Origin of the sequence: Paraliobacillus quinghaiensis (assembly GCF_003426025.1) — a bacterium.
GTDB classification, from domain to species: Bacteria; Bacillota; Bacilli; order Bacillales; family Amphibacillaceae; genus Paraliobacillus_A; species Paraliobacillus_A quinghaiensis.
Map to the genome: position 1 here is coordinate 36,700 of NZ_QJSH01000001.1, position 18,557 is coordinate 55,256.

Here is an 18,557-nt window from a genome sequence, read left to right on the forward strand (position 1 = left end):
GCTAGAGAGGAAGAGAAATAAATGAGCTTTTTCAAAAAACTAAAAGATAAATTTACAACAACTGAAAAGGAACATGAAGTATCTGATAAATATAAGGCAGGTTTGTCAAAGACAAGAGATTCTTTTTCAAGTAAGATCAATAATTTAGTTGCTCGCTATCGTTCAGTTGATGAGGATTTCTTTGAAGATTTAGAAGAAATTTTGATTCAAGCTGATGTTGGTGTAATGACAGTAATGGACTTAGTTGAAGAATTAAAGACTGAAGTGAAACGACAAAATATTAAAGATTCAGCTGATCTAAAAGAAGTTATTTCTGAAAAACTAGTTGAAATATATGCTGGTGATGATGATACATCTGAAAATGTGAATATCCAGGATGATGATCTTTCAGTAATCCTCTTTGTTGGTGTAAATGGTGTTGGGAAGACAACAACAATTGGTAAAATGGCATATCAACTGAAACAACAAGGAAAAAAAGTAGTCTTAGTAGCAGGTGACACTTTCCGTGCTGGTGCCATTGAGCAGTTAGAAGTATGGGGTGAACGTGTTGGTGTAGATGTCATTAAACAAGCAGCAGGAAGTGATCCGGCAGCTGTTATTTATGATGGTGTTAAAGCAGCAAAATCACGAGGAGCTGATGTTCTGCTTTGCGATACAGCTGGAAGATTACAAAATAAAGTGAATTTGATGAATGAGCTATCTAAAGTAAAACGTGTAATAGAGCGTGAAATACCAGGTGCGCCACATGAAGTATTACTTGTATTAGATGCAACTACAGGTCAGAATGCTTTAAGTCAAGCAAAAACGTTCTCTGCCTCAACGAATGTAACTGGAATTGTTTTAACGAAATTAGATGGAACTGCAAAAGGTGGTATCGTGTTAGCAATTCGTAAAGAGCTAAAGATCCCTGTGAAATATGTAGGATTAGGTGAACAAATGAATGACCTTGAAAAATTTGATGCAAATGCATTTGTTTATGGCTTGTTTGCTGATATGATTGAACAGGAATAACTTGAAACCTTGACAGATAAGTAAGATATCGTCTACTATTTTAATGTAAAGGTGTTTCACTTAACAAGGAGTGCTTATATTGTTAGAAAAAACAACGCGAATTAATTATTTATTCGATTTTTATCAAGCATTATTAACACCTAAGCAAAGAAACTATATGGATTTGTACTATTTAGAGGACTATTCATTAGGTGAAATATCAGAAACATTTACGGTCTCAAGACAAGCTGTGTATGACAATATTCGCCGTACAGAAGCAATGCTCGAGAATTACGAGGAAAAATTACGATTATATGATAAGTTTCTTGGAAGGCAAAAACTGCTTCATGATTTAGCGGAAGTAGTAGAAGTTGATAATCATCCCCAAGTATTACAAATTATTAAGGATTTAAAAGAATTAGATTAGGAGGACACCCTCTATGGCATTTGAAGGTTTAGCTGATCGCCTGCAAGAAACGATGAAAAAGCTGACAGGCAAAGGGAAAGTTAGTGAACAAGATGTAAAAGAAATGACGCGTGAAGTCCGTCTTGCTTTATTAGAAGCTGACGTAAACTTTAAAGTAGTAAAAGACTTCGTCAAACGTGTGAAAGAACGAGCTATTGGGCAAGAGGTTATGGAAAGTTTAACTCCAGGTCAACAAGTTATTAAAGTAGTAAAAGAAGAATTAACAGACTTGATGGGTGGAGAACAAAGTAAAATCGCGGTAAGTGATCGTTCACCAACTGTAATTATGATGGTTGGGTTGCAAGGTGCAGGTAAAACAACAACAACAGGTAAATTAGCAAATTTATTGCGCAAAAAACATAATAGAAAACCGTTATTAGTAGCTGCTGACATTTATCGTCCAGCTGCCATTAACCAATTGGAAACAATAGGTCGTCAGTTAGATATCCCTGTTTTTGCAATGGGTACTGATGCAAATCCGGTTGATATTGCAAACCAAGCTATAGCAAAAGCAAAAGAAGACCATCATGATTATGTCATTATCGATACAGCAGGTCGTTTACATGTTGATGAAAACCTAATGGATGAATTACAGCAGATTAAAACTAATGTTAAACCTGATGAAGTATTTTTAGTTGTTGACGCAATGACAGGGCAGGATGCTGTTAATGTCGCTGAGAGTTTTGATGAACAACTAGACATCTCAGGTGTAGTCCTAACGAAACTAGATGGTGACACACGTGGTGGTGCGGCACTTTCAATTAAAGCTGTTACCAATAAACCAATAAAATTCGCTGGTATGGGTGAAAAACTTGATGAATTAGAGCAATTCCATCCAGAAAGAATGGCTTCACGAATTCTTGGGATGGGTGATGTGTTATCTTTAATTGAAAAAGCACAGGAAAATGTTGATGAAAAGAAAATGAAAGACTTAGAAAGTAAAATGCGTTCAGCATCGTTTACATTTGATGATTTTCTTGATCAAATGGCCCAGGTGAAAAATATGGGTCCTTTAGAAGACTTGCTTGGCATGATTCCAGGTGCAAATAAGATGAAAGGCCTGAAAAATGTGCAATTAGATGAGAAGCAGCTTGTGCACGTTGAGGCTATTATTCAGTCAATGACAAAAAAAGAGCGACAAGATCCAAATCTTATGAATGCTAGTCGTAAAAAGCGGATTGCTAAGGGGTCAGGGCGTCCTGTTTCTGAAGTGAATCGACTGTTAAAACAGTTCGACGAAATGAAGAAAATGATGAAACAAATGACGAATTCTCAATCAGGAAAAAAAGGTAAAAAAGGAAAAGGATTAAATTTTCCGTTCATGTAATGGAAAAACACTTTACAGACAATCAAAGTTCTGATAGAATTTAAAATTGTGAAAAACATTAATTAATGGAGGTGCGAAACATGGCAGTAAAAATTCGTTTAAAACGCATGGGGTCAAAACGTAACCCTTTTTATCGTGTAGTAGTAGCTGATTCTCGTGCTCCTCGCGATGGACGTATAATTGAACAAATTGGCACATACAATCCGGTAGCAAACCCGGTTGAAGTGAAATTAGATGAAGAAAAAGCATTAAACTGGATGACTAAAGGTGCAAAACCTAGTGACACAGTTCGTAATTTATTCTCTAATGAAGGCATCATGAAGAAATTCCACGACTCTAAAAACCAATAGTAAAGTAGTGTGATAACATGAAAGCCTTAATTCAAACAATCGTTGAACCATTAGTCGATCATCCCGAAGAAATTCAGGTTAACGTTAAGGAAGAATCAGGTAAGATGATTTATCATCTTACAGTTCATCCTGAAGATGTTGGAAAAGTGATTGGTAAAAATGGTCGAATTGCTAAAGTAATTCGGACAGTTGTTTATGCCGCAGGATCGGATACTAAAAAACGTATTTATCTTGATATTATGTAAAACAGGGGAAGGGACCAAACCTTTCCCTGTTTTTCTATATATTAGGGGGATATAAATATAATAATATAACGTTACATAGATAGTACTTATAAGAAGAGTTTTTCAAAAGATCCTAGAAAAATGAGACATACTATTTTTTTGTTTTTGAACACATACTTATAATAAGATATACTAGTAAAAGATCACGTAGCAAATAACTTTGTACCAACCAATCGTCGTCGATAGAATGAGAAAGGTTGAGATTCTTTGCAGATTATTCGTAAAATACTAGTGAAACAAGTTGTGACAGAATTAAGTAAACAAGATATCAAAGAAAGATTTCAAAAAAAAATAGAACAACTTGATAAAGAGTGTCAACAACTAGCTTTTGAGCGTAAAAAAATGGAATATAAAGCTGGAATAAATAAATATAAAGTTAACGAACGATTTCAACAAGAAATTACTAAGCGTGAGGAAAAGCATAAACAAATAAGCTATCAATTAGATCAATTAGAACTAATACCAGTTGGCGAAGAGATTATTGAAGGTGAAGTTGAGCGTTTAGTGAATGTTGAAGTAGGAACCAACTGGAATAATATGATACAGGAACAAGCGATTGTAGTACAAGATGGCGTTATTATCAGAATAGAATAAGTAGGTGAACAGTGTGGAAAATAAATTGTATAATGTCGGTAAAATTGTAAATACACATGGAATTAAAGGTGAAGTTAAGGTTGTACGAATCACAGACTTTGAAGAAAGATTTGAAAAAGGTAATAAACTATATTTTATTGGAAAAGATGAGAAGACACCAATTCCACTAACAATTGCAAGTCATCGTCAACACAAGCAATTTGATTTGCTTCAATTTGAGTCATATAATTCAATAGAATCAGTTGAAAAGTTTAAAGAAGGAATGTTAACAATAAGACAAGATCAACTTGGTGATTTAGATGAAGGTGACTACTATTATCATGAAATAATTGGTTGTGTTGTTTATACCACAACAGATTCAGAGCTTGGTACTGTAAAAGAAATTCTGGCACCTGGTGCAAATGATGTTTGGGTTGTAGACCGTCCAAATGAAAAAGATTTGTTGATTCCCTACATACCTGAAGTTGTAAAAGAAGTAGATATCATAGAGAAGAAAATTACTATTGAACCAATGGAAGGATTGCTTGATTAATGCAAATTGACATATTAACATTGTTCCCAGAAATGTTTAATGGTGTTATGCAATCATCAATTTTAAAAAAAGCACAGGAAATGAATGCTTTTCAATATAGCACTGTTGACTTTCGTAATTACACAGAAAATAAGCACAATAAAGTTGATGATTCTCCATATGGTGGTGGTGCTGGAATGGTTTTAATGCCACAGCCCATTTTTGATGCTGTAGATGCTGTTAAGAGTAGCACAAAAAACAAACCGCGTATTGTATTAATGTGTCCACAGGGAGAACCCTATACCCAACAAAAAGCAGAGGAATTTGCGGAGGAAGAACATCTAATATTTATTTGTGGCCATTATGAGGGTTATGATGAAAGAATTAGACAGGAATTAGTTACTGATGAAATTAGTATTGGAGATTATGTTTTAACTGGCGGAGAATTAGGTGCAATGGTAGTTATTGATAGTGTAGTCCGTTTACTTCCTGGTGTATTAGGTAACGCCGAATCTGCAACTGCCGATTCCTTTTCTACAGGTTTGTTAGAGCACCCACACTATACACGTCCAGCTAATTTTCGGGGTTTGAAAGTACCAGATATTTTATTATCTGGCCATCATAAAAAAATTGAAAATTGGAGAAGACAACAATCTATTCTACGAACACTTGAAAGAAGAAAAGATTTACTAGAAAAATATGATTTGTCAGAGCAAGAAAAACAATGGCTAATAGAGGTTGATAAAACTTTTTGAACACGTATTAATAGATTTTTTGGAAACATAAACAAGTAATTGTTGAACTATAAAACAAACTATGGTATATTATTTGTTGTGCTTAAGTGAAGACTTAGGTCGTATAAACGATGTTCCGCTGTTAGCTTGTTTTTATTAAGAGCATTGGTTTGGAAGGAGTGTGACATAATGCAACAGTTAATTAATGAAGTAACTAAAGAACAGCTTCGTACCGATCATCCTGATTTTCGTCCTGGTGATACTGTAAAAGTTCACGTTAAGGTTGTCGAAGGTACTCGTGAGCGTATTCAGGTATTTGAAGGTGTTGTTATTAAACGCCAAAACGGTGGAATTAGTGCAACATTTACTGTTCGTAAAATTTCTTATGGTGTAGGTGTTGAGCGTACTTTCCCAGTACATTCTCCACGTATTGATAAGATTGAAGTTGCCCGTCGTGGTAAAGTACGTCGTGCGAAACTTTATTATCTACGTGAATTACGTGGTAAAGCAGCACGTATTAAAGAAATTCGCTAATACGTAATAATGTAGAAGGAGCTTGCATAGTCAAGCTCCTTTTTCTCATCTTAAAAGAATGTTTAAAAGAACTTCCATGTATTTATAAGGCTTATTTTTTATATAATGGTTTATACATAGCAACAACGGTAATCAGAATAATATTGGGGGTAAAAGCGTAATGGCTAAGAAGAAAAGCGAATGGTTTGATTGGTTAAAAGCACTATTAATTGCAATTTTGTTAGCTTTTATCGTACGAACTTTTTTATTTTCGCCCATAATAGTTGAAGGGCCATCTATGCAACCCAACCTTCAAAATGGGGATCATATGATAGTGAATAAAATAAATTACAAACTAAATGAACCAGAGCGTTTTGATATTGTTGTCTTTCATGCAACAGAAAAAAGGGATTATATTAAACGCGTAATAGGATTACCAGGTGAAACAGTCGAAATGAGAGCAGATACACTTTATATAGACGGGGAACCTGTAGAAGAATCTTTCCTAGCCACTGAAAAATCACAACAAGCAAGTGGACAAGTGTATACAATGAATTTCTCTATGGAAGATAGCCAATACTTGCCTGAAGTAATTCCTGAGGGTCATGTGTTTGTCTTAGGGGATAATCGTAGTAACTCAACAGACAGTCGTAGCAGTTCATTAGGGTTAATTTCATATGATCAAATAGTAGGAAATGCAGTACTTATCTATTGGCCAATTAATCGATTTGGCTTCGCAAATGAATAGGAGGTTTTTTAATGAACATTCAATGGTTCCCAGGCCACATGGCAAAAGCTAAACGAGAAGTACAAGAAAAATTAAAGCTTGTAGATTTTGTGATTGAATTGGTTGATGCTAGAGCGCCATTCTCATCCCAAAACCCAATGCTTCATAATGTTTTACAACAGAAGCCTAAAATGCGTGTTTTAATGAAAAAAGATTTGGCAGATCCAAGTGTTACAAATAAATGGATTAATCATAATGAAACAAATCAAATACCGTCTATAGCGGTAGATGTTCAAAATAAACAAGATATTCAACAAGTAATTGATATGGCTAAAAAAATGGGTGAAGAAAAGATGGCTCGTTTAAAGCGTAAAGGTGTCAGGCCAAGAGCAGCACGTGCTATGATCATTGGAATACCGAATGTTGGGAAATCAACATTAATTAATCGCTTAGCTAATCGTAAAATCGCAAAAACAGGAGATCGCCCAGGGATCACAACTAGCCAACAATGGATTAAAGTGAAGAAAGACTTTGAATTATTGGATACTCCTGGTATACTTTGGCCGAAATTTGAAGATCAACTGGTAGGCTATCGCCTAGCTGCAATTGGTACGATTAAAGATCAACTATTACCTATAGAGGATGTAGCAGCTTTTGTTTTAAAATATTTAAACGAAAACTACGAGTCTCTAATTGAAAAACGCTACCAATTATCAGGTCAGATCGATGTTACTGATATGGATCAATTATTTGAACATATAGGCAAACTTAGAGGTTGTTTGGAAAGTGGCGGTCATATTAATATGGAAAAGACAGCAGATCTTATCCTGCATGATTTACGTAATGGAAAGATAGGAAGGGTTACACTAGAGAGTCCTGAATAATTTTAAATCCGTTAAGTTGACATCATATAATAAGAAAATTAAAGACATTCCATATTTAAGAATGTCTTTAATTTTGGTTATTTTCAAATAGAGTCGACTTTTAATATTCGGACTTGATATAAAATAATCAATAGTATGTAATTTACGTTACCGCTCCTCAAATGAAATTGACTCCCTTTCCGCAGGCACGGCTTCAGCTAACTCGGAGGCAAAAAGCGCCTCCGAGTGGATCTTCAGCTCGCGCTGTTCCTGCAGGAGTGTCGCCAATTTCATTTGATCCGCTAAATAGTTTAAAAAGTTGTTGATAATGCATTACAGACCATTTGAGGTGGCAGGAAAGCCTATTAATTATGATTAGACCCTCTTAACTAGCGCAGGAAGCAAAGGCTTGACACTCCTACGGGAACAGCGCGGGCCGAAAATCCATTTTTAGAAGTGTGCTTTCTTCTAAAAATTAGTTGAGGCCGTGGGACTGCGATTACTCGTCCCATCAAAAAGCCCTGCCCGTGGAAAGGGAAAGCCTTTGGGGCTGCGATTACTCGCCCCACCAAACCACCTGCTTCTGGAGCGGGTAAGTTAATGCATAGTCTATACAAATTCAGTCATAAGCAACATTTTTTTAGATATAACCTTAATTTTTGATTTAAATGCCGATATTAGATATATAAGTGAGAGGAAGATTGTGATGGGGAATAAACAATCAGTAGCGGAGATAAAAGCAATGTTAGCAGAAGGTGCTGCTTCAGCAGAACAAATTGACACCTTAAAAAAAGATGATAGAAAAGGTGTTCAAAACGCGATTGAACAGTATTTTCGAAACATTGCTAAACAAGAAGAATTAATCAAACAATTTGACCAGATGATGGTCTTTGAGCGGACAAACTATCAAAAAGGTAAGAAGCGAATTGCCGGGGTAGACGAAGTAGGCAGAGGGCCTTTGGCTGGTCCCGTTGTGGCTGCAGCTGTAATTTTACCAGAAGATATATATCTACCAGGTATTAACGATTCTAAAAAAATGTCTAAATCAAGTAGAGAAGCTTTCTATCATCAAATAAAAGAGCAAGCAATCGCCTATGCAATTGGAGTTATTGATAACGTAGAAATCGATCGAATTAATATTTATCAAGCTTCAATCAAAGCAATGCAAGTAGCAATTAATGGACTCGCGTCTGAACCAGATCATTTATTAGTTGATGCCGTTCCACTTGATCATTCATTTTGTACAAGTGATGCTATTATTAAAGGGGATCAAAAAAGTGTCTCTATTGCCGCAGCTAGTATTTTAGCCAAAGTTACAAGAGATGGAATGATGCAGCATTTTCATCAAGAATATCCACATTATCAATTTGATAAAAATCAAGGGTATGGAACAAAGGCACATCTACATGCGATTCAAACGCATGGGATCACACCGATTCATCGCCAATCTTTTGCACCTATTAAAGCTGAGTGAGGAGGCTTCATCATGTCTACTCCATCAATGGGCATGTCATCATTACTGAATACGACATCGTCATCTAAACTAGCAGGAAATCAAGTCATTCTGAAACCTGGACAAATTTTAACTGGGAAAGTATTAGAAATTTTTCCGAATCAAAAAGCATCTGTACAGTTAGGGAATCAACAATTTACAGCACAGTTACAAGCCTCATTAAATGTACATAGTAACTATTGGTTTCAAGTGCAATCGGTGAACCAGTTATTGCATCTAAAAGTGCTAGCAGACAAACCATCAAAACAAACACCAGAAAGTCAAGCAACGGCTTTGTTAGAGGAATTAAAGCTGCCATTAACAAAAGAAAATATTGCATTTATAAAATCATTAATTGAATCAGAAACACCATTTCGATCGAATGAATTAAGAAAAGCTCTGCAAATGCAACAAGGAAAAGGTAATAATGCCTCTCAAGCCGTTTTAAAAGCTATGATTAGACATCAATTGCCTATTACACCATCAATATACAATGCTTTAGTTCAAGTGGATGGAGAGCCATTAGAAGCTCAATTACAACAATTGCAGACTGTGTTAACACAATTGGGGAATAGTAGGGAAACATCAACCCCCTTATTGGCAAGAATTCACTCATTACTTTCAGATTCTACTCCACAAGGTAATATACATCATTTTATATCTAATGAAGTTAAAAATGGTGATCAAGTATTGATAGATTTGTTAAAAACGAGTGGAATTGTTTCAAAAGATACCAGTTCCACTGCTACAAATAATATTTTAGATCAATTAGGAAATTCTAGTGAAGCAACTACTTTAGCAAAATTACAAACACTCTTTCAACGTCAATTACCATTTACAAATCAACAAACATATCAATTTAGTAAAATAATGCAATCTCTTTCTTCAGTATCTGATACTACGAAGATTGATCAACAATTAAAAGCATTGCAAGCATTTCTTGAAGAGCCTCATGTTGCTCCCAAAATAGCGGAAGCCTTACCGAATCAAGCTAAAGCCCAATTTCAAGCTTGGCAACAGCAGCCTGCATCTAATAAATTAGAGTCAATGCTTGTCCATTTTAAGGAACTAGTTGATCAACAAATTCCTAAAAATACAGAAAATAAATTAATTGATATTCTTGCAACATTTACTAAAGGTAGCAGTGTGTTGTCACCTAAGGAGCAGTTCCTCTTACATGTAAAACAGTTCCTATCGTTTTCAGGAATTGATTATGAAAATCGAATTTTACATGCTGATAAGAATATAAGCCAGCAGTTTTCTTTAAAACAATTAGTTTTACAAGCAATTCAATCAGGACAAACGGGACAAAAGGAAATGGAATCTCTCTTAAGCACATTAAATGGATTACAACTATCGAGTGTACAAGAGACGGAAGCTTTTATTCAGGCTAGTATTCAAGTCCCGGGGTTATTTGGTGCTAAAGAGAATATACAGATAGACTTCGAAAGTAAAAAAGAAAAAAGCGGTCAAGTTAATCCTGATTATTGCCGTGTTGTATTCTATTTAGAATTAAAAAATATGGGCGATACAATGATTGATATGTCGATACAAAAACGGGTGATTAATATAACTATTTATAACGAGCATCAGGAAATAATACCTTTGCTAGAGCAAATAAGACCTGTATTGGAACAAGGCTTAGAAAAAGGTGATTATAACCTATCTGGTGTACAATATAAGCAATTAAGTACAAGTGTTGATGAATATATGCCTAAAAAGAAACAAGCGCATGATAATTTGCAACAAGGAGTAGATATTCGGATATGAGTGAATCTTTTAAACCAAAGAAAGCAGTCGCACTTCGTTACGATGTAAACCAAGATTTTGCGCCTAAAGTTTCAGCTACTGGAAAAGGCCATGTTGCTGAGAAAATCTTAGAAAAGGCAAAACAATCGAATGTGCCAATTCAAGAAGATCCAAATATGATTGAATTATTATCTGAATTAAATATTAATGAAAAAATTCCAGAAGATCTTTATCAAGCAGTAGCGGAAGTATTTGCTTATATTTATCAAGTTGATAAAACGTTTGATTCTTAAAGGGCCAACCCAGTACTAGTTGATGGCAAATAAGATTGCTGGTACTGGTTTTTTATGTCCATAACTAAAAAAACAGAACACTATAGACAAGGGATTGGCATTTTAATACAATGAGTCTATTAAGTGTTTTTTAGAACAAAATATATCTATAGGAGTGATAGTTATTGAATACGCAGAAGTTGCGTTTAATCCACTTGCACAGTTCCACAGCCACAACTCGACCACTTATTCACAAGTTACTGAAACAAGATCCTACTTTAACCCATTTGTATGAACTAACACCTAATGAAATTTCTCTCTGGTATCATGTCCCATCCGATCGAGCGACAAAACTCCATCAAGACCTACATAATAACCGTAAAATAGAACAAATCTATCAGTATCTAAAAACGTATCATATCTGGACAATTTTTGATAAAGACTATCCGTTATCATTAAGGTTGATTCCTGATCCACCAATTGTCTTATACGGCTTAGGAAATAGAGAATTTCTTAATCATAATCCAATTTTAAGTGTAGTAGGAACTAGAAATCCATCATCAGAAGCGAAAAGAAAAATGCATTATATATTATCTCCTTTGGCACAACAAAATTGGTTATTTGCCAGTGGGATGGCTGTCGGCATAGATGGTTATGCTCATAAAATAGCATGTCATTACAAAGGGAAAACAATTGCTGTTTTAGGTGGTGGTCTTAAGCACATTTATCCAAAAAAACATCAAGACTTATTTAAGCAATTGGTTCAAGAACATTTAGTAGTATCAGAGTATCCCCCAGATTTTTTACCTCAAAGATATTATTTTCCAGAAAGAAATCGAATTATTAGTGGACTAGGATTTGGAACAATTGTAATAGAAGCAAAAATAAAAAGTGGATCGTTAATTACTGTTGATCAAGCACTAGAACAAGGTAGGGAAGTTTATGCTGTACCTGGTACACCTTGGTTTGAACAGGTAGATGGTTGTCACAAAATGATTCAAGATGGCGCTAAATTAGTTCGAAATACCTATGATTTAGTAGATGAATGGGAACAAATTGAAGGGAAATGGTGTCGAACTTTGTCTGAAATCAAACAGAAAATACATCAATTTAACCTTTAATTTTATTTTAGTGTTTGACAAATCAATGAAAAGTATTTAATAATGGTGAAGATTTCACAATAAGAAGAATTAAATTACTATACAGATTCAAAAATAACTAAAACAAATAGAAAAAGAGATGAAAACCTCGTGGGAGGAAAAGAAATGGCAGATTATCTTGTAATTGTAGAGTCACCGGCAAAAGCAAAAACAATAGAAAGATATTTAGGGAAAAAATATAAAGTGAAAGCATCAATGGGACATGTGCGTGATTTGCCAAAAAGTCAAATGGCTGTAGATGTAAAAGATAACTATAACCCTAGGTACATTACAATCCGTGGTAAAGGACCAGTTTTAAAAGAATTAAAATCAGCCGCCAAAAAAGCCAAAAAGGTCTTTTTAGCAGCCGACCCCGATAGAGAAGGGGAAGCAATTGCTTGGCACTTGGCGCATAGTTTAAATATAGATGAAAATTCAGAGTGTCGTGTTGTTTTTAATGAAATAACCAAAGATGCGATAAAAGAGTCATTTAAACATCCTAGAAGTATTAATATGGATTTAGTTGATGCGCAACAAGCACGTCGTATTCTTGATCGATTAGTTGGATACAATATTAGTCCGTTATTATGGAAAAAAGTTAAAAAAGGACTTAGTGCTGGTCGTGTTCAATCCGTTGCTTTAAAAATGATTATTGATCGTGAGCGTGAAATTGAAAAGTTTCAACCAGAAGAATATTGGTCAATTGATGGACTGTTTGAAAAAGATGCAGCAAATTTTGAAGGTGCATTCTATGGAGTTGATGGTAAGAAAACAAAATTACCAAGTAAAGACGATGTAGATAAGATTTTAACGAAATTAAAAGACAAGACTTTCATAATAGACAAAGTTAAGAAAAAAGAGAGGAAGCGAAACCCCTCTGCACCATTTATCACATCATCTTTACAACAAGAAGCTGCACGTAAGTTAAATTTCCGGGCTCGTAAAACGATGATGGTTGCACAGCAATTATATGAAGGAATTGATTTAGGTAAAAAAGAAGGTGGCATTACAGGTTTGATTACGTACATGCGTACAGACTCAACCCGCCTCTCTGATACAGCTAAAAAAGATGCAAGTAAATACATTACGGATAAATATGGTGAAGAATTTTTAGGCGAGCAGAAACAAAAGAAGAATGCAGAAGGTGCGCAAGATGCCCATGAAGCCATTCGACCAACTTCAGCTTTCCGAGATCCAAGTGGATTAAAAAGTGTACTTTCTCGTGATCAATATCGCTTATATAAATTAATTTGGGATCGTTTTATTGCCAGTTTAATGGCACCAGCTATTATGGATACCATGACAGTGCATCTTCTTCAAAATGGGGTAGAATTTAGAGCGTCTGGATCCAAGGTGAAGTTTAAGGGTTTTATGAAGGTATACATTGAAAGTAATGATGATAACAAAAAAGAAAAAGACAAACTTCTACCAGATTTAGAGGAAGGTATGGAGGTAAAGGCAAGTGAAATTAATCCAAATCAACATTTCACACAACCACCTCCACGATATACAGAAGCTCGTTTAGTTAGAACGATGGAAGAGCAGGGAATTGGAAGACCCTCTACTTATGCACCAACATTGGATACAATCCAAAGACGAGGGTATGTTTCATTAGATAATAAACGATTTGTGCCAACAGAACTTGGCGGTATTGTCATGGATCTAATCATAGAATTTTTCCCAGAGATTATTGATGTTGACTTCACTGTAAAAATGGAAGGTGACTTAGACTCAGTAGAAGAAGGGAAAACAAATTGGGTAAAGATAATAGATGAGTTTTACCAAGATTTTGAAAAGCGCTTAGAAAAAGCAGAACAAGAAATGGAAAAAGTTGAAATACGAGATGAACCAGCAGGTATTACGTGTGAAGAGTGTGGCCATGAGATGGTTTATAAAATGGGGCGTTACGGTAAGTTTCTAGCCTGTTCCAATTTTCCGGATTGTCGTAACACAAAACCAATCTTGAAAGAAATTGGTGTTACATGTCCAAAATGTAAAACAGGTAATGTGGTGGAAAGAAAATCTAAAAAGAAACGTACATTTTATGGTTGTGACAATTATCCAGAATGTGACTTTTTATCATGGGATAAGCCAATTTCAAGACCATGTCCAAAGTGTGAGAGCTTGTTAGTTGAGAAAAAATCTAAAAAAGGCACACAAATACAATGTTCATCATGTGACTATAAAGAAGAAGTACAAGAGTAATTTAAAAAGCAATCTGATCCGTATTATCGTGATCAGATTGCTTTTTTTGTATAAAAAAAGGATATTTCTTGTAAAAAAGGGATATGAATGATAAAGAGGCTAAATTATGAGAAAAGTATAAACAGTTAAAAATTTTATTGACAACACAGTAATAAACGTCTATAATTTCCCAACGGTAAGACAATTTACTTGACAGTAAAAACAAAAGTTGTCCGGTATTTAGAACAATTCAGAATTTTTTTGCAATTTTGTGAAATTGATTGCAACCGCTTGATTAATATGTTACTATTTAATCGCCTATGATGAGGTGAAAAAATGAACAAAAATGGGTTATTGTTACAAAAATTTCAAGAATACTTACAAATCGAAAAAAACGCATCATCATACACGTTCACTTATTACACAAAAGACATTGAGAATTTTTATCAATTCTTAACGTCTGAGTCAATTGATTCGTTAAACGAAGTTAACCACCAAGTGGTACGTGTATATTTAACGACATTATATGATCAAAAACTATCGAGAAGAAGTGTGTCTAGAAAAATATCAAGTTTACGAAGTTTCTATCGGTTTTTGGAGCGTGAGGAAGAGGTAACAACAAACCCTTTTTTACGCCTTGCCTTGCCAAAAGCAGAAAAAACAATTCCAGATTTTTTGTATGAGCAGGAGTTAGAAAAGCTGTTTACAATTAATGATTTAACTACCCCTTTAGGTCAACGGAATCAAGCTATTTTAGAACTGATGTATGCAACAGGAATTCGAGTCAGTGAATGTACCAATCTAACCGAAGATTCTATTGATTTTAACTTGCAAACAATTTTGGTAATTGGTAAAGGAAGAAAAGAGCGATATTTGCCGTTTGGTTCATTTGCTGAGCGTGCGCTGAGAAATTATATGGAAGATGGACGTCAACAACTAGTTAACAAATCGAAAGCCTCTACAGATGTGATTTTTTTAAATGCAAAAGGTAACCCAATCACACCAAGAGGGGTCAGGTTAATCTTAAATAACTTAGTTAAAGATGCAGCACTGACGGTTAACCTTCATCCACATACCCTTAGACATACCTTTGCAACACACATGTTAAATGCAGGTGCAGATCTTAGGAGTGTGCAGGAGTTATTAGGACATGAGCATCTTTCATCAACACAAATCTACACGCATGTAACGAAGGATCGACTACGCCATGTATATATGGATAGTCATCCACGTGCGAATAACCGAAATAACTAAAAATGAGGTGAAAGAATGAACCCAGAATTTCACGCAACAACCATTTTTGCTATTCAGCATAATGGAGAGTGTGCGATGAGCGGTGATGGTCAAGTCACGATGGGAAATGCTGTTGTTATGAAACAAAAGGCACGAAAAGTTCGTAAGTTATTTAAAGGTCAAGTGTTAGCAGGTTTTGCTGGGTCTGTTGCGGATGCGTTTACCCTTTTTGAAAAATTCGAAGCTAAGCTTGAAGCTTTTAATGGTAATCTTCAACGATCGTCTGTTGAGTTAGCAAAAGAATGGCGTAGTGATAAAGTTTTGCGCAAGTTAGAGGCAATGTTAATTGTTATGAATAAAGATACATTGCTTTTAGTATCTGGCACAGGTGAAGTTATCGAGCCAGATGACGGCGTTTTAGCAATCGGTTCAGGTGGGAATTACGCACTAGCAGCTGGAAGAGCGTTAAAATACCATAGTGCTGATAAGTCTGCTAAAGAAATTGCACAAGCAGCTTTGGAAATAGCTGGTGATATTTGTGTTTACACAAATGATCAAATAACGCTAGAAGTAATTGAGTAAGATAGGGAGGCAAAATAATGGGAATGGATATGTCCCCGAAACAAATTGTGTCAGAACTAGATAAATATATTATTGGGCAACATAAAGCAAAAAAATCTGTTGCAATTGCGTTACGTAATCGCTATCGAAGAATGCAGTTAGATGAAAAAATGCGTGATGAAATTGTTCCCAAAAACATTTTAATGATTGGTCCTACAGGTGTAGGTAAAACAGAAATCGCAAGACGACTAGCCAAATTAGTAGGAGCACCATTTGTAAAAGTAGAAGCAACTAAATTTACAGAAGTTGGCTATGTTGGTCGTGATGTTGAATCGATGGTCCGTGATCTTGTTGAAATGGCAATTCGTATGGTTAAAGAAGAAAAAATGAAAGATGTGCAAGATAAAGCAAAGGAATTAGCAAATCAACGTTTAGTTAAATTAATAGTTCCTGTAGCTAAAAAGAAACAACATACTAAAAATCCATTTGAAATGTTATTCGCAGGACAACAATCAAGTGATGAAGAAACAGATGAAACTGCAGAAAAAGAACAAGAAATTGAAACAAAACGTAATAGAATTGCACATCAACTTGCCCTAGGTGAACTAGAAGATACAATTGTTACAATTGAGGTAGAAGAAAATAGTTCTTCGATGTTTGACATGTTACAAGGTTCGGGAATGGAACAACAAATGGGTATGAATATGCAAGATGCATTCAGTCAACTAATGCCTAAGAAAAAGAAAAAAAGAAAATTACCTGTTAGTGAAGCGCGTAAAGTTCTAACACAGCAAGAAGCAGACAAATTAGTTGATATGGATGAGGTAATACAAATTGCATTAAATAAAGTAGAACAATCCGGAATGATCTTTATTGATGAAATTGACAAAGTTGCTGGAAAGAGTGACCAGCAAGCAAATGTATCCCGTGAAGGTGTTCAAAGAGATATTCTACCAATTATAGAAGGATCAACAATTGTGACAAAGTATGGCGCTGTAAAGACAGATCATATCTTGTTTATTGCAGCAGGAGCATTTCATATGGCAAAACCATCTGATTTGATCCCTGAGTTACAAGGTCGTTTCCCGATACGGGTTGAATTGGAGAAACTGTCTGTAGATGACTTCAAGAAAATTTTAGTCGAACCTTCAAACGCTCTTTTGAAACAATATCAGGCATTATTAAAGACAGAAGGTATTGAGGTTGTGTTTACAGATGAAGCGATAACACGCCTAGCTGAAGTGGCTTATGAAGTAAATCAAGAAACCGATAACATTGGTGCAAGAAGATTGCATACAATTTTAGAAAAGTTATTAGAAGACTTGTCCTATGAAGCATCTGATGTAATGATGCCAACAATTGAAATTACAGCTGGGTATGTCAATGAAAAGCTAAGTTCAATTGCAGGGAATAAAGATTTAAGTCAATATATTTTATAATCGAAAGTTTGGTTTTGATACCATCACTTTTTGATAATCAACACTAGAGAGACTATTACTATTACACATAATGGAACGGAGGAGCATAATGGAACTATTAGATAGAGCAAGAAAAATAAATTCTATTTTGCAAAAAACAACAGGTAAATCAGTGAATTTTAATGAAATGGCTGCAACATTACGGGATATCATTACAGCAAATATATTTGTTGTGAGTAGGAGAGGTAAGTTATTAGGATTTGCTATTAATCAACAAATAGAAAATCCAAGAATGAAATCTATGTTAGAACAACGACAGTTTCCAGAAGAGTATACAGATAGTTTATTTCATATTAATGAAACCACTTCAAATATTGATATTAACAGTAAATATACTGCTTTCCCGGTCGAAAACCATGAGTTGTTTAAAAATGGTTTAACAACGATCGTACCTATCATCGGTGGTGGTGAAAGGTTAGGGACGTTAATATTAAGTCGTCTTACTGACAATTTTAGGGATGATGATTTGTTATTAGCTGAGTATGGTGCAACAGTTGTTGGTATGGAGATTCTGCATGAGAAAACAGAAGAAATTGAAACAGAAGCACGTAGTAAAGCCGTAGTACAAATGGCGATTAGCTCCTTGTCTTATAGTGAGTTAGAAGCTATTGAACATATTTTTGAGGAACTTGATGGTAATGAAGGGCTATTAGTAGCAAGTAAAATAGCTGATCGAGTTGGAATTACGAGATCTGTAATTGTTAATGCATTACGTAAATTAGAAAGTGCAGGGGTAATTGAATCTAGATCGTTAGGAATGAAGGGAACATATATCAAAGTTCTCAATAACAAGTTCCTAGTTGAGTTACAAAAAATTAAATCAAAATAAGTAAAAAAAGTGTTCTGCTTATAGCAGAACACTTTTTTTGTAGAAAATAAGAATAAAACCAAGGAATTAAATAACTTAATAGGCAAGCATGATAATTTTCAAAAAAACACGTAAAATTACCTAGTTTTATTTCAATTAAACTAAAAAATTTATATTTAAAATTTAATTTTCGTGTTTTTAAGAAAAATTACACATATTTATCACATACTTTCTTTAAAAAAAGAATTGCTAGTTTCTATTGTGCCTGATTTGTGTGATAAT

20 protein-coding genes are annotated in these 18,557 nt (G+C 34.8%); all 20 read left to right on the plus strand.

Annotated features, from left to right (window positions below):
* Positions 1–21: 21 nt before the first annotated feature.
* Positions 22–1,011: a signal recognition particle-docking protein FtsY gene (ftsY, locus tag D2K40_RS00180; protein WP_117151745.1), complete on the plus strand. Its 990-nt coding sequence runs from the start codon at positions 22–24 to the stop codon at positions 1,009–1,011.
* Positions 1,012–1,090: 79 nt separating this feature from the next.
* Positions 1,091–1,417, plus strand: coding sequence for a putative DNA-binding protein (locus D2K40_RS00185; RefSeq protein WP_117151747.1), 327 nt, complete (start codon positions 1,091–1,093; stop codon positions 1,415–1,417).
* 13 nt (positions 1,418–1,430) lie between these two features.
* Entirely contained in the window at positions 1,431–2,783 is a 1,353-nt protein-coding gene (ffh, locus tag D2K40_RS00190) for a signal recognition particle protein (protein WP_117151750.1), read from the plus strand.
* Positions 2,784–2,863: 80 nt separating this feature from the next.
* Complete coding sequence (rpsP, locus tag D2K40_RS00195) at positions 2,864–3,133, plus strand: 30S ribosomal protein S16 (RefSeq protein ID WP_117151752.1); 270 nt, start codon at positions 2,864–2,866, stop codon at positions 3,131–3,133.
* A 17-nt stretch (positions 3,134–3,150) separates the two neighbouring features.
* Positions 3,151–3,378, plus strand: a complete 228-nt coding sequence (locus tag D2K40_RS00200; protein ID WP_117151754.1) for a KH domain-containing protein — start codon at positions 3,151–3,153, stop codon at positions 3,376–3,378.
* Between the two features lie 246 nt (positions 3,379–3,624).
* A complete protein-coding gene (locus tag D2K40_RS00205) occupies positions 3,625–4,011 on the plus strand; it encodes a YlqD family protein (protein ID WP_117151756.1) in 387 nt (128 codons plus the stop codon).
* Positions 4,012–4,024: 13 nt separating this feature from the next.
* On the plus strand, positions 4,025–4,543 hold the full coding sequence (gene rimM / locus D2K40_RS00210; RefSeq protein ID WP_117151758.1) for a ribosome maturation factor RimM: 519 nt from the start codon (positions 4,025–4,027) through the stop codon (positions 4,541–4,543).
* Positions 4,543–5,277, plus strand: coding sequence for a tRNA (guanosine(37)-N1)-methyltransferase TrmD (trmD, locus tag D2K40_RS00215; RefSeq protein ID WP_117151760.1), 735 nt, complete (start codon positions 4,543–4,545; stop codon positions 5,275–5,277). Before rimM ends, trmD begins: the two co-directional genes overlap by 1 nt.
* 168 nt (positions 5,278–5,445) lie before the next feature.
* Positions 5,446–5,790: a 50S ribosomal protein L19 gene (gene rplS, locus D2K40_RS00220; RefSeq protein WP_117151762.1), complete on the plus strand. Its 345-nt coding sequence runs from the start codon at positions 5,446–5,448 to the stop codon at positions 5,788–5,790.
* A 160-nt stretch (positions 5,791–5,950) separates the two neighbouring features.
* On the plus strand, positions 5,951–6,517 hold the full coding sequence (gene lepB, locus D2K40_RS00225; RefSeq protein WP_117151764.1) for a signal peptidase I: 567 nt from the start codon (positions 5,951–5,953) through the stop codon (positions 6,515–6,517).
* Positions 6,518–6,528: 11 nt separating this feature from the next.
* Positions 6,529–7,380, plus strand: coding sequence for a ribosome biogenesis GTPase YlqF (ylqF, locus tag D2K40_RS00230; protein WP_117151766.1), 852 nt, complete (start codon positions 6,529–6,531; stop codon positions 7,378–7,380).
* Between the two features lie 685 nt (positions 7,381–8,065).
* On the plus strand, positions 8,066–8,833 hold the full coding sequence (locus D2K40_RS00235; RefSeq protein ID WP_117151769.1) for a ribonuclease HII: 768 nt from the start codon (positions 8,066–8,068) through the stop codon (positions 8,831–8,833).
* A 12-nt stretch (positions 8,834–8,845) separates the two neighbouring features.
* Positions 8,846–10,621: a hypothetical protein gene (locus tag D2K40_RS00240; protein WP_117151771.1), complete on the plus strand. Its 1,776-nt coding sequence runs from the start codon at positions 8,846–8,848 to the stop codon at positions 10,619–10,621.
* On the plus strand, positions 10,618–10,893 hold the full coding sequence (locus D2K40_RS00245) for an EscU/YscU/HrcU family type III secretion system export apparatus switch protein (RefSeq protein ID WP_117151773.1): 276 nt from the start codon (positions 10,618–10,620) through the stop codon (positions 10,891–10,893). Before D2K40_RS00240 ends, D2K40_RS00245 begins: the two co-directional genes overlap by 4 nt.
* Positions 10,894–11,057: 164 nt before the next feature.
* Complete coding sequence (dprA, locus tag D2K40_RS00250) at positions 11,058–11,993, plus strand: DNA-processing protein DprA (RefSeq protein ID WP_117151775.1); 936 nt, start codon at positions 11,058–11,060, stop codon at positions 11,991–11,993.
* Between the two features lie 144 nt (positions 11,994–12,137).
* On the plus strand, positions 12,138–14,216 hold the full coding sequence (topA, locus tag D2K40_RS00255; protein ID WP_117151777.1) for a type I DNA topoisomerase: 2,079 nt from the start codon (positions 12,138–12,140) through the stop codon (positions 14,214–14,216).
* 315 nt (positions 14,217–14,531) lie between these two features.
* Positions 14,532–15,449, plus strand: a complete 918-nt coding sequence (gene xerC / locus D2K40_RS00260; protein WP_117151779.1) for a tyrosine recombinase XerC — start codon at positions 14,532–14,534, stop codon at positions 15,447–15,449.
* Between the two features lie 15 nt (positions 15,450–15,464).
* Positions 15,465–16,010, plus strand: coding sequence for an ATP-dependent protease subunit HslV (gene hslV / locus D2K40_RS00265; RefSeq protein ID WP_117151781.1), 546 nt, complete (start codon positions 15,465–15,467; stop codon positions 16,008–16,010).
* A 17-nt stretch (positions 16,011–16,027) separates the two neighbouring features.
* Positions 16,028–17,428, plus strand: a complete 1,401-nt coding sequence (gene hslU / locus D2K40_RS00270) for an HslU--HslV peptidase ATPase subunit (protein WP_117151783.1) — start codon at positions 16,028–16,030, stop codon at positions 17,426–17,428.
* An 88-nt stretch (positions 17,429–17,516) separates the two neighbouring features.
* Positions 17,517–18,296, plus strand: coding sequence for a GTP-sensing pleiotropic transcriptional regulator CodY (gene codY / locus D2K40_RS00275; RefSeq protein ID WP_117151785.1), 780 nt, complete (start codon positions 17,517–17,519; stop codon positions 18,294–18,296).
* The last annotated feature ends 261 nt before the right edge of the window (positions 18,297–18,557 follow it).

Excerpts from the sequence above, each read along its gene's own strand:
- rpsP (WP_117151752.1), top strand. The coding sequence starts at position 2,864 with ATGGCAGTAAAAATTCGTTTAAAACGCATGGGGTCAAAACGTAACCCT.
- xerC (WP_117151779.1), top strand. The coding sequence starts at position 14,532 with ATGAACAAAAATGGGTTATTGTTACAAAAATTTCAAGAATACTTACAA.
- ylqF (WP_117151766.1), top strand. The coding sequence starts at position 6,529 with ATGAACATTCAATGGTTCCCAGGCCACATGGCAAAAGCTAAACGAGAA.
- lepB (WP_117151764.1), top strand. The coding sequence starts at position 5,951 with ATGGCTAAGAAGAAAAGCGAATGGTTTGATTGGTTAAAAGCACTATTA.
- trmD (WP_117151760.1), top strand. The coding sequence starts at position 4,543 with ATGCAAATTGACATATTAACATTGTTCCCAGAAATGTTTAATGGTGTT.
- D2K40_RS00235 (WP_117151769.1), top strand. The coding sequence starts at position 8,066 with ATGGGGAATAAACAATCAGTAGCGGAGATAAAAGCAATGTTAGCAGAA.
- ffh (WP_117151750.1), top strand. The coding sequence starts at position 1,431 with ATGGCATTTGAAGGTTTAGCTGATCGCCTGCAAGAAACGATGAAAAAG.
- hslV (WP_117151781.1), top strand. The coding sequence starts at position 15,465 with ATGAACCCAGAATTTCACGCAACAACCATTTTTGCTATTCAGCATAAT.
- D2K40_RS00200 (WP_117151754.1), top strand. The coding sequence starts at position 3,151 with ATGAAAGCCTTAATTCAAACAATCGTTGAACCATTAGTCGATCATCCC.
- rplS (WP_117151762.1), top strand. The coding sequence starts at position 5,446 with ATGCAACAGTTAATTAATGAAGTAACTAAAGAACAGCTTCGTACCGAT.
- topA (WP_117151777.1), top strand. The coding sequence starts at position 12,138 with ATGGCAGATTATCTTGTAATTGTAGAGTCACCGGCAAAAGCAAAAACA.
- codY (WP_117151785.1), top strand. The coding sequence starts at position 17,517 with ATGGAACTATTAGATAGAGCAAGAAAAATAAATTCTATTTTGCAAAAA.
- ftsY (WP_117151745.1), top strand. The coding sequence starts at position 22 with ATGAGCTTTTTCAAAAAACTAAAAGATAAATTTACAACAACTGAAAAG.
- D2K40_RS00245 (WP_117151773.1), top strand. The coding sequence starts at position 10,618 with ATGAGTGAATCTTTTAAACCAAAGAAAGCAGTCGCACTTCGTTACGAT.
- D2K40_RS00240 (WP_117151771.1), top strand. The coding sequence starts at position 8,846 with ATGTCTACTCCATCAATGGGCATGTCATCATTACTGAATACGACATCG.
- hslU (WP_117151783.1), top strand. The coding sequence starts at position 16,028 with ATGGGAATGGATATGTCCCCGAAACAAATTGTGTCAGAACTAGATAAA.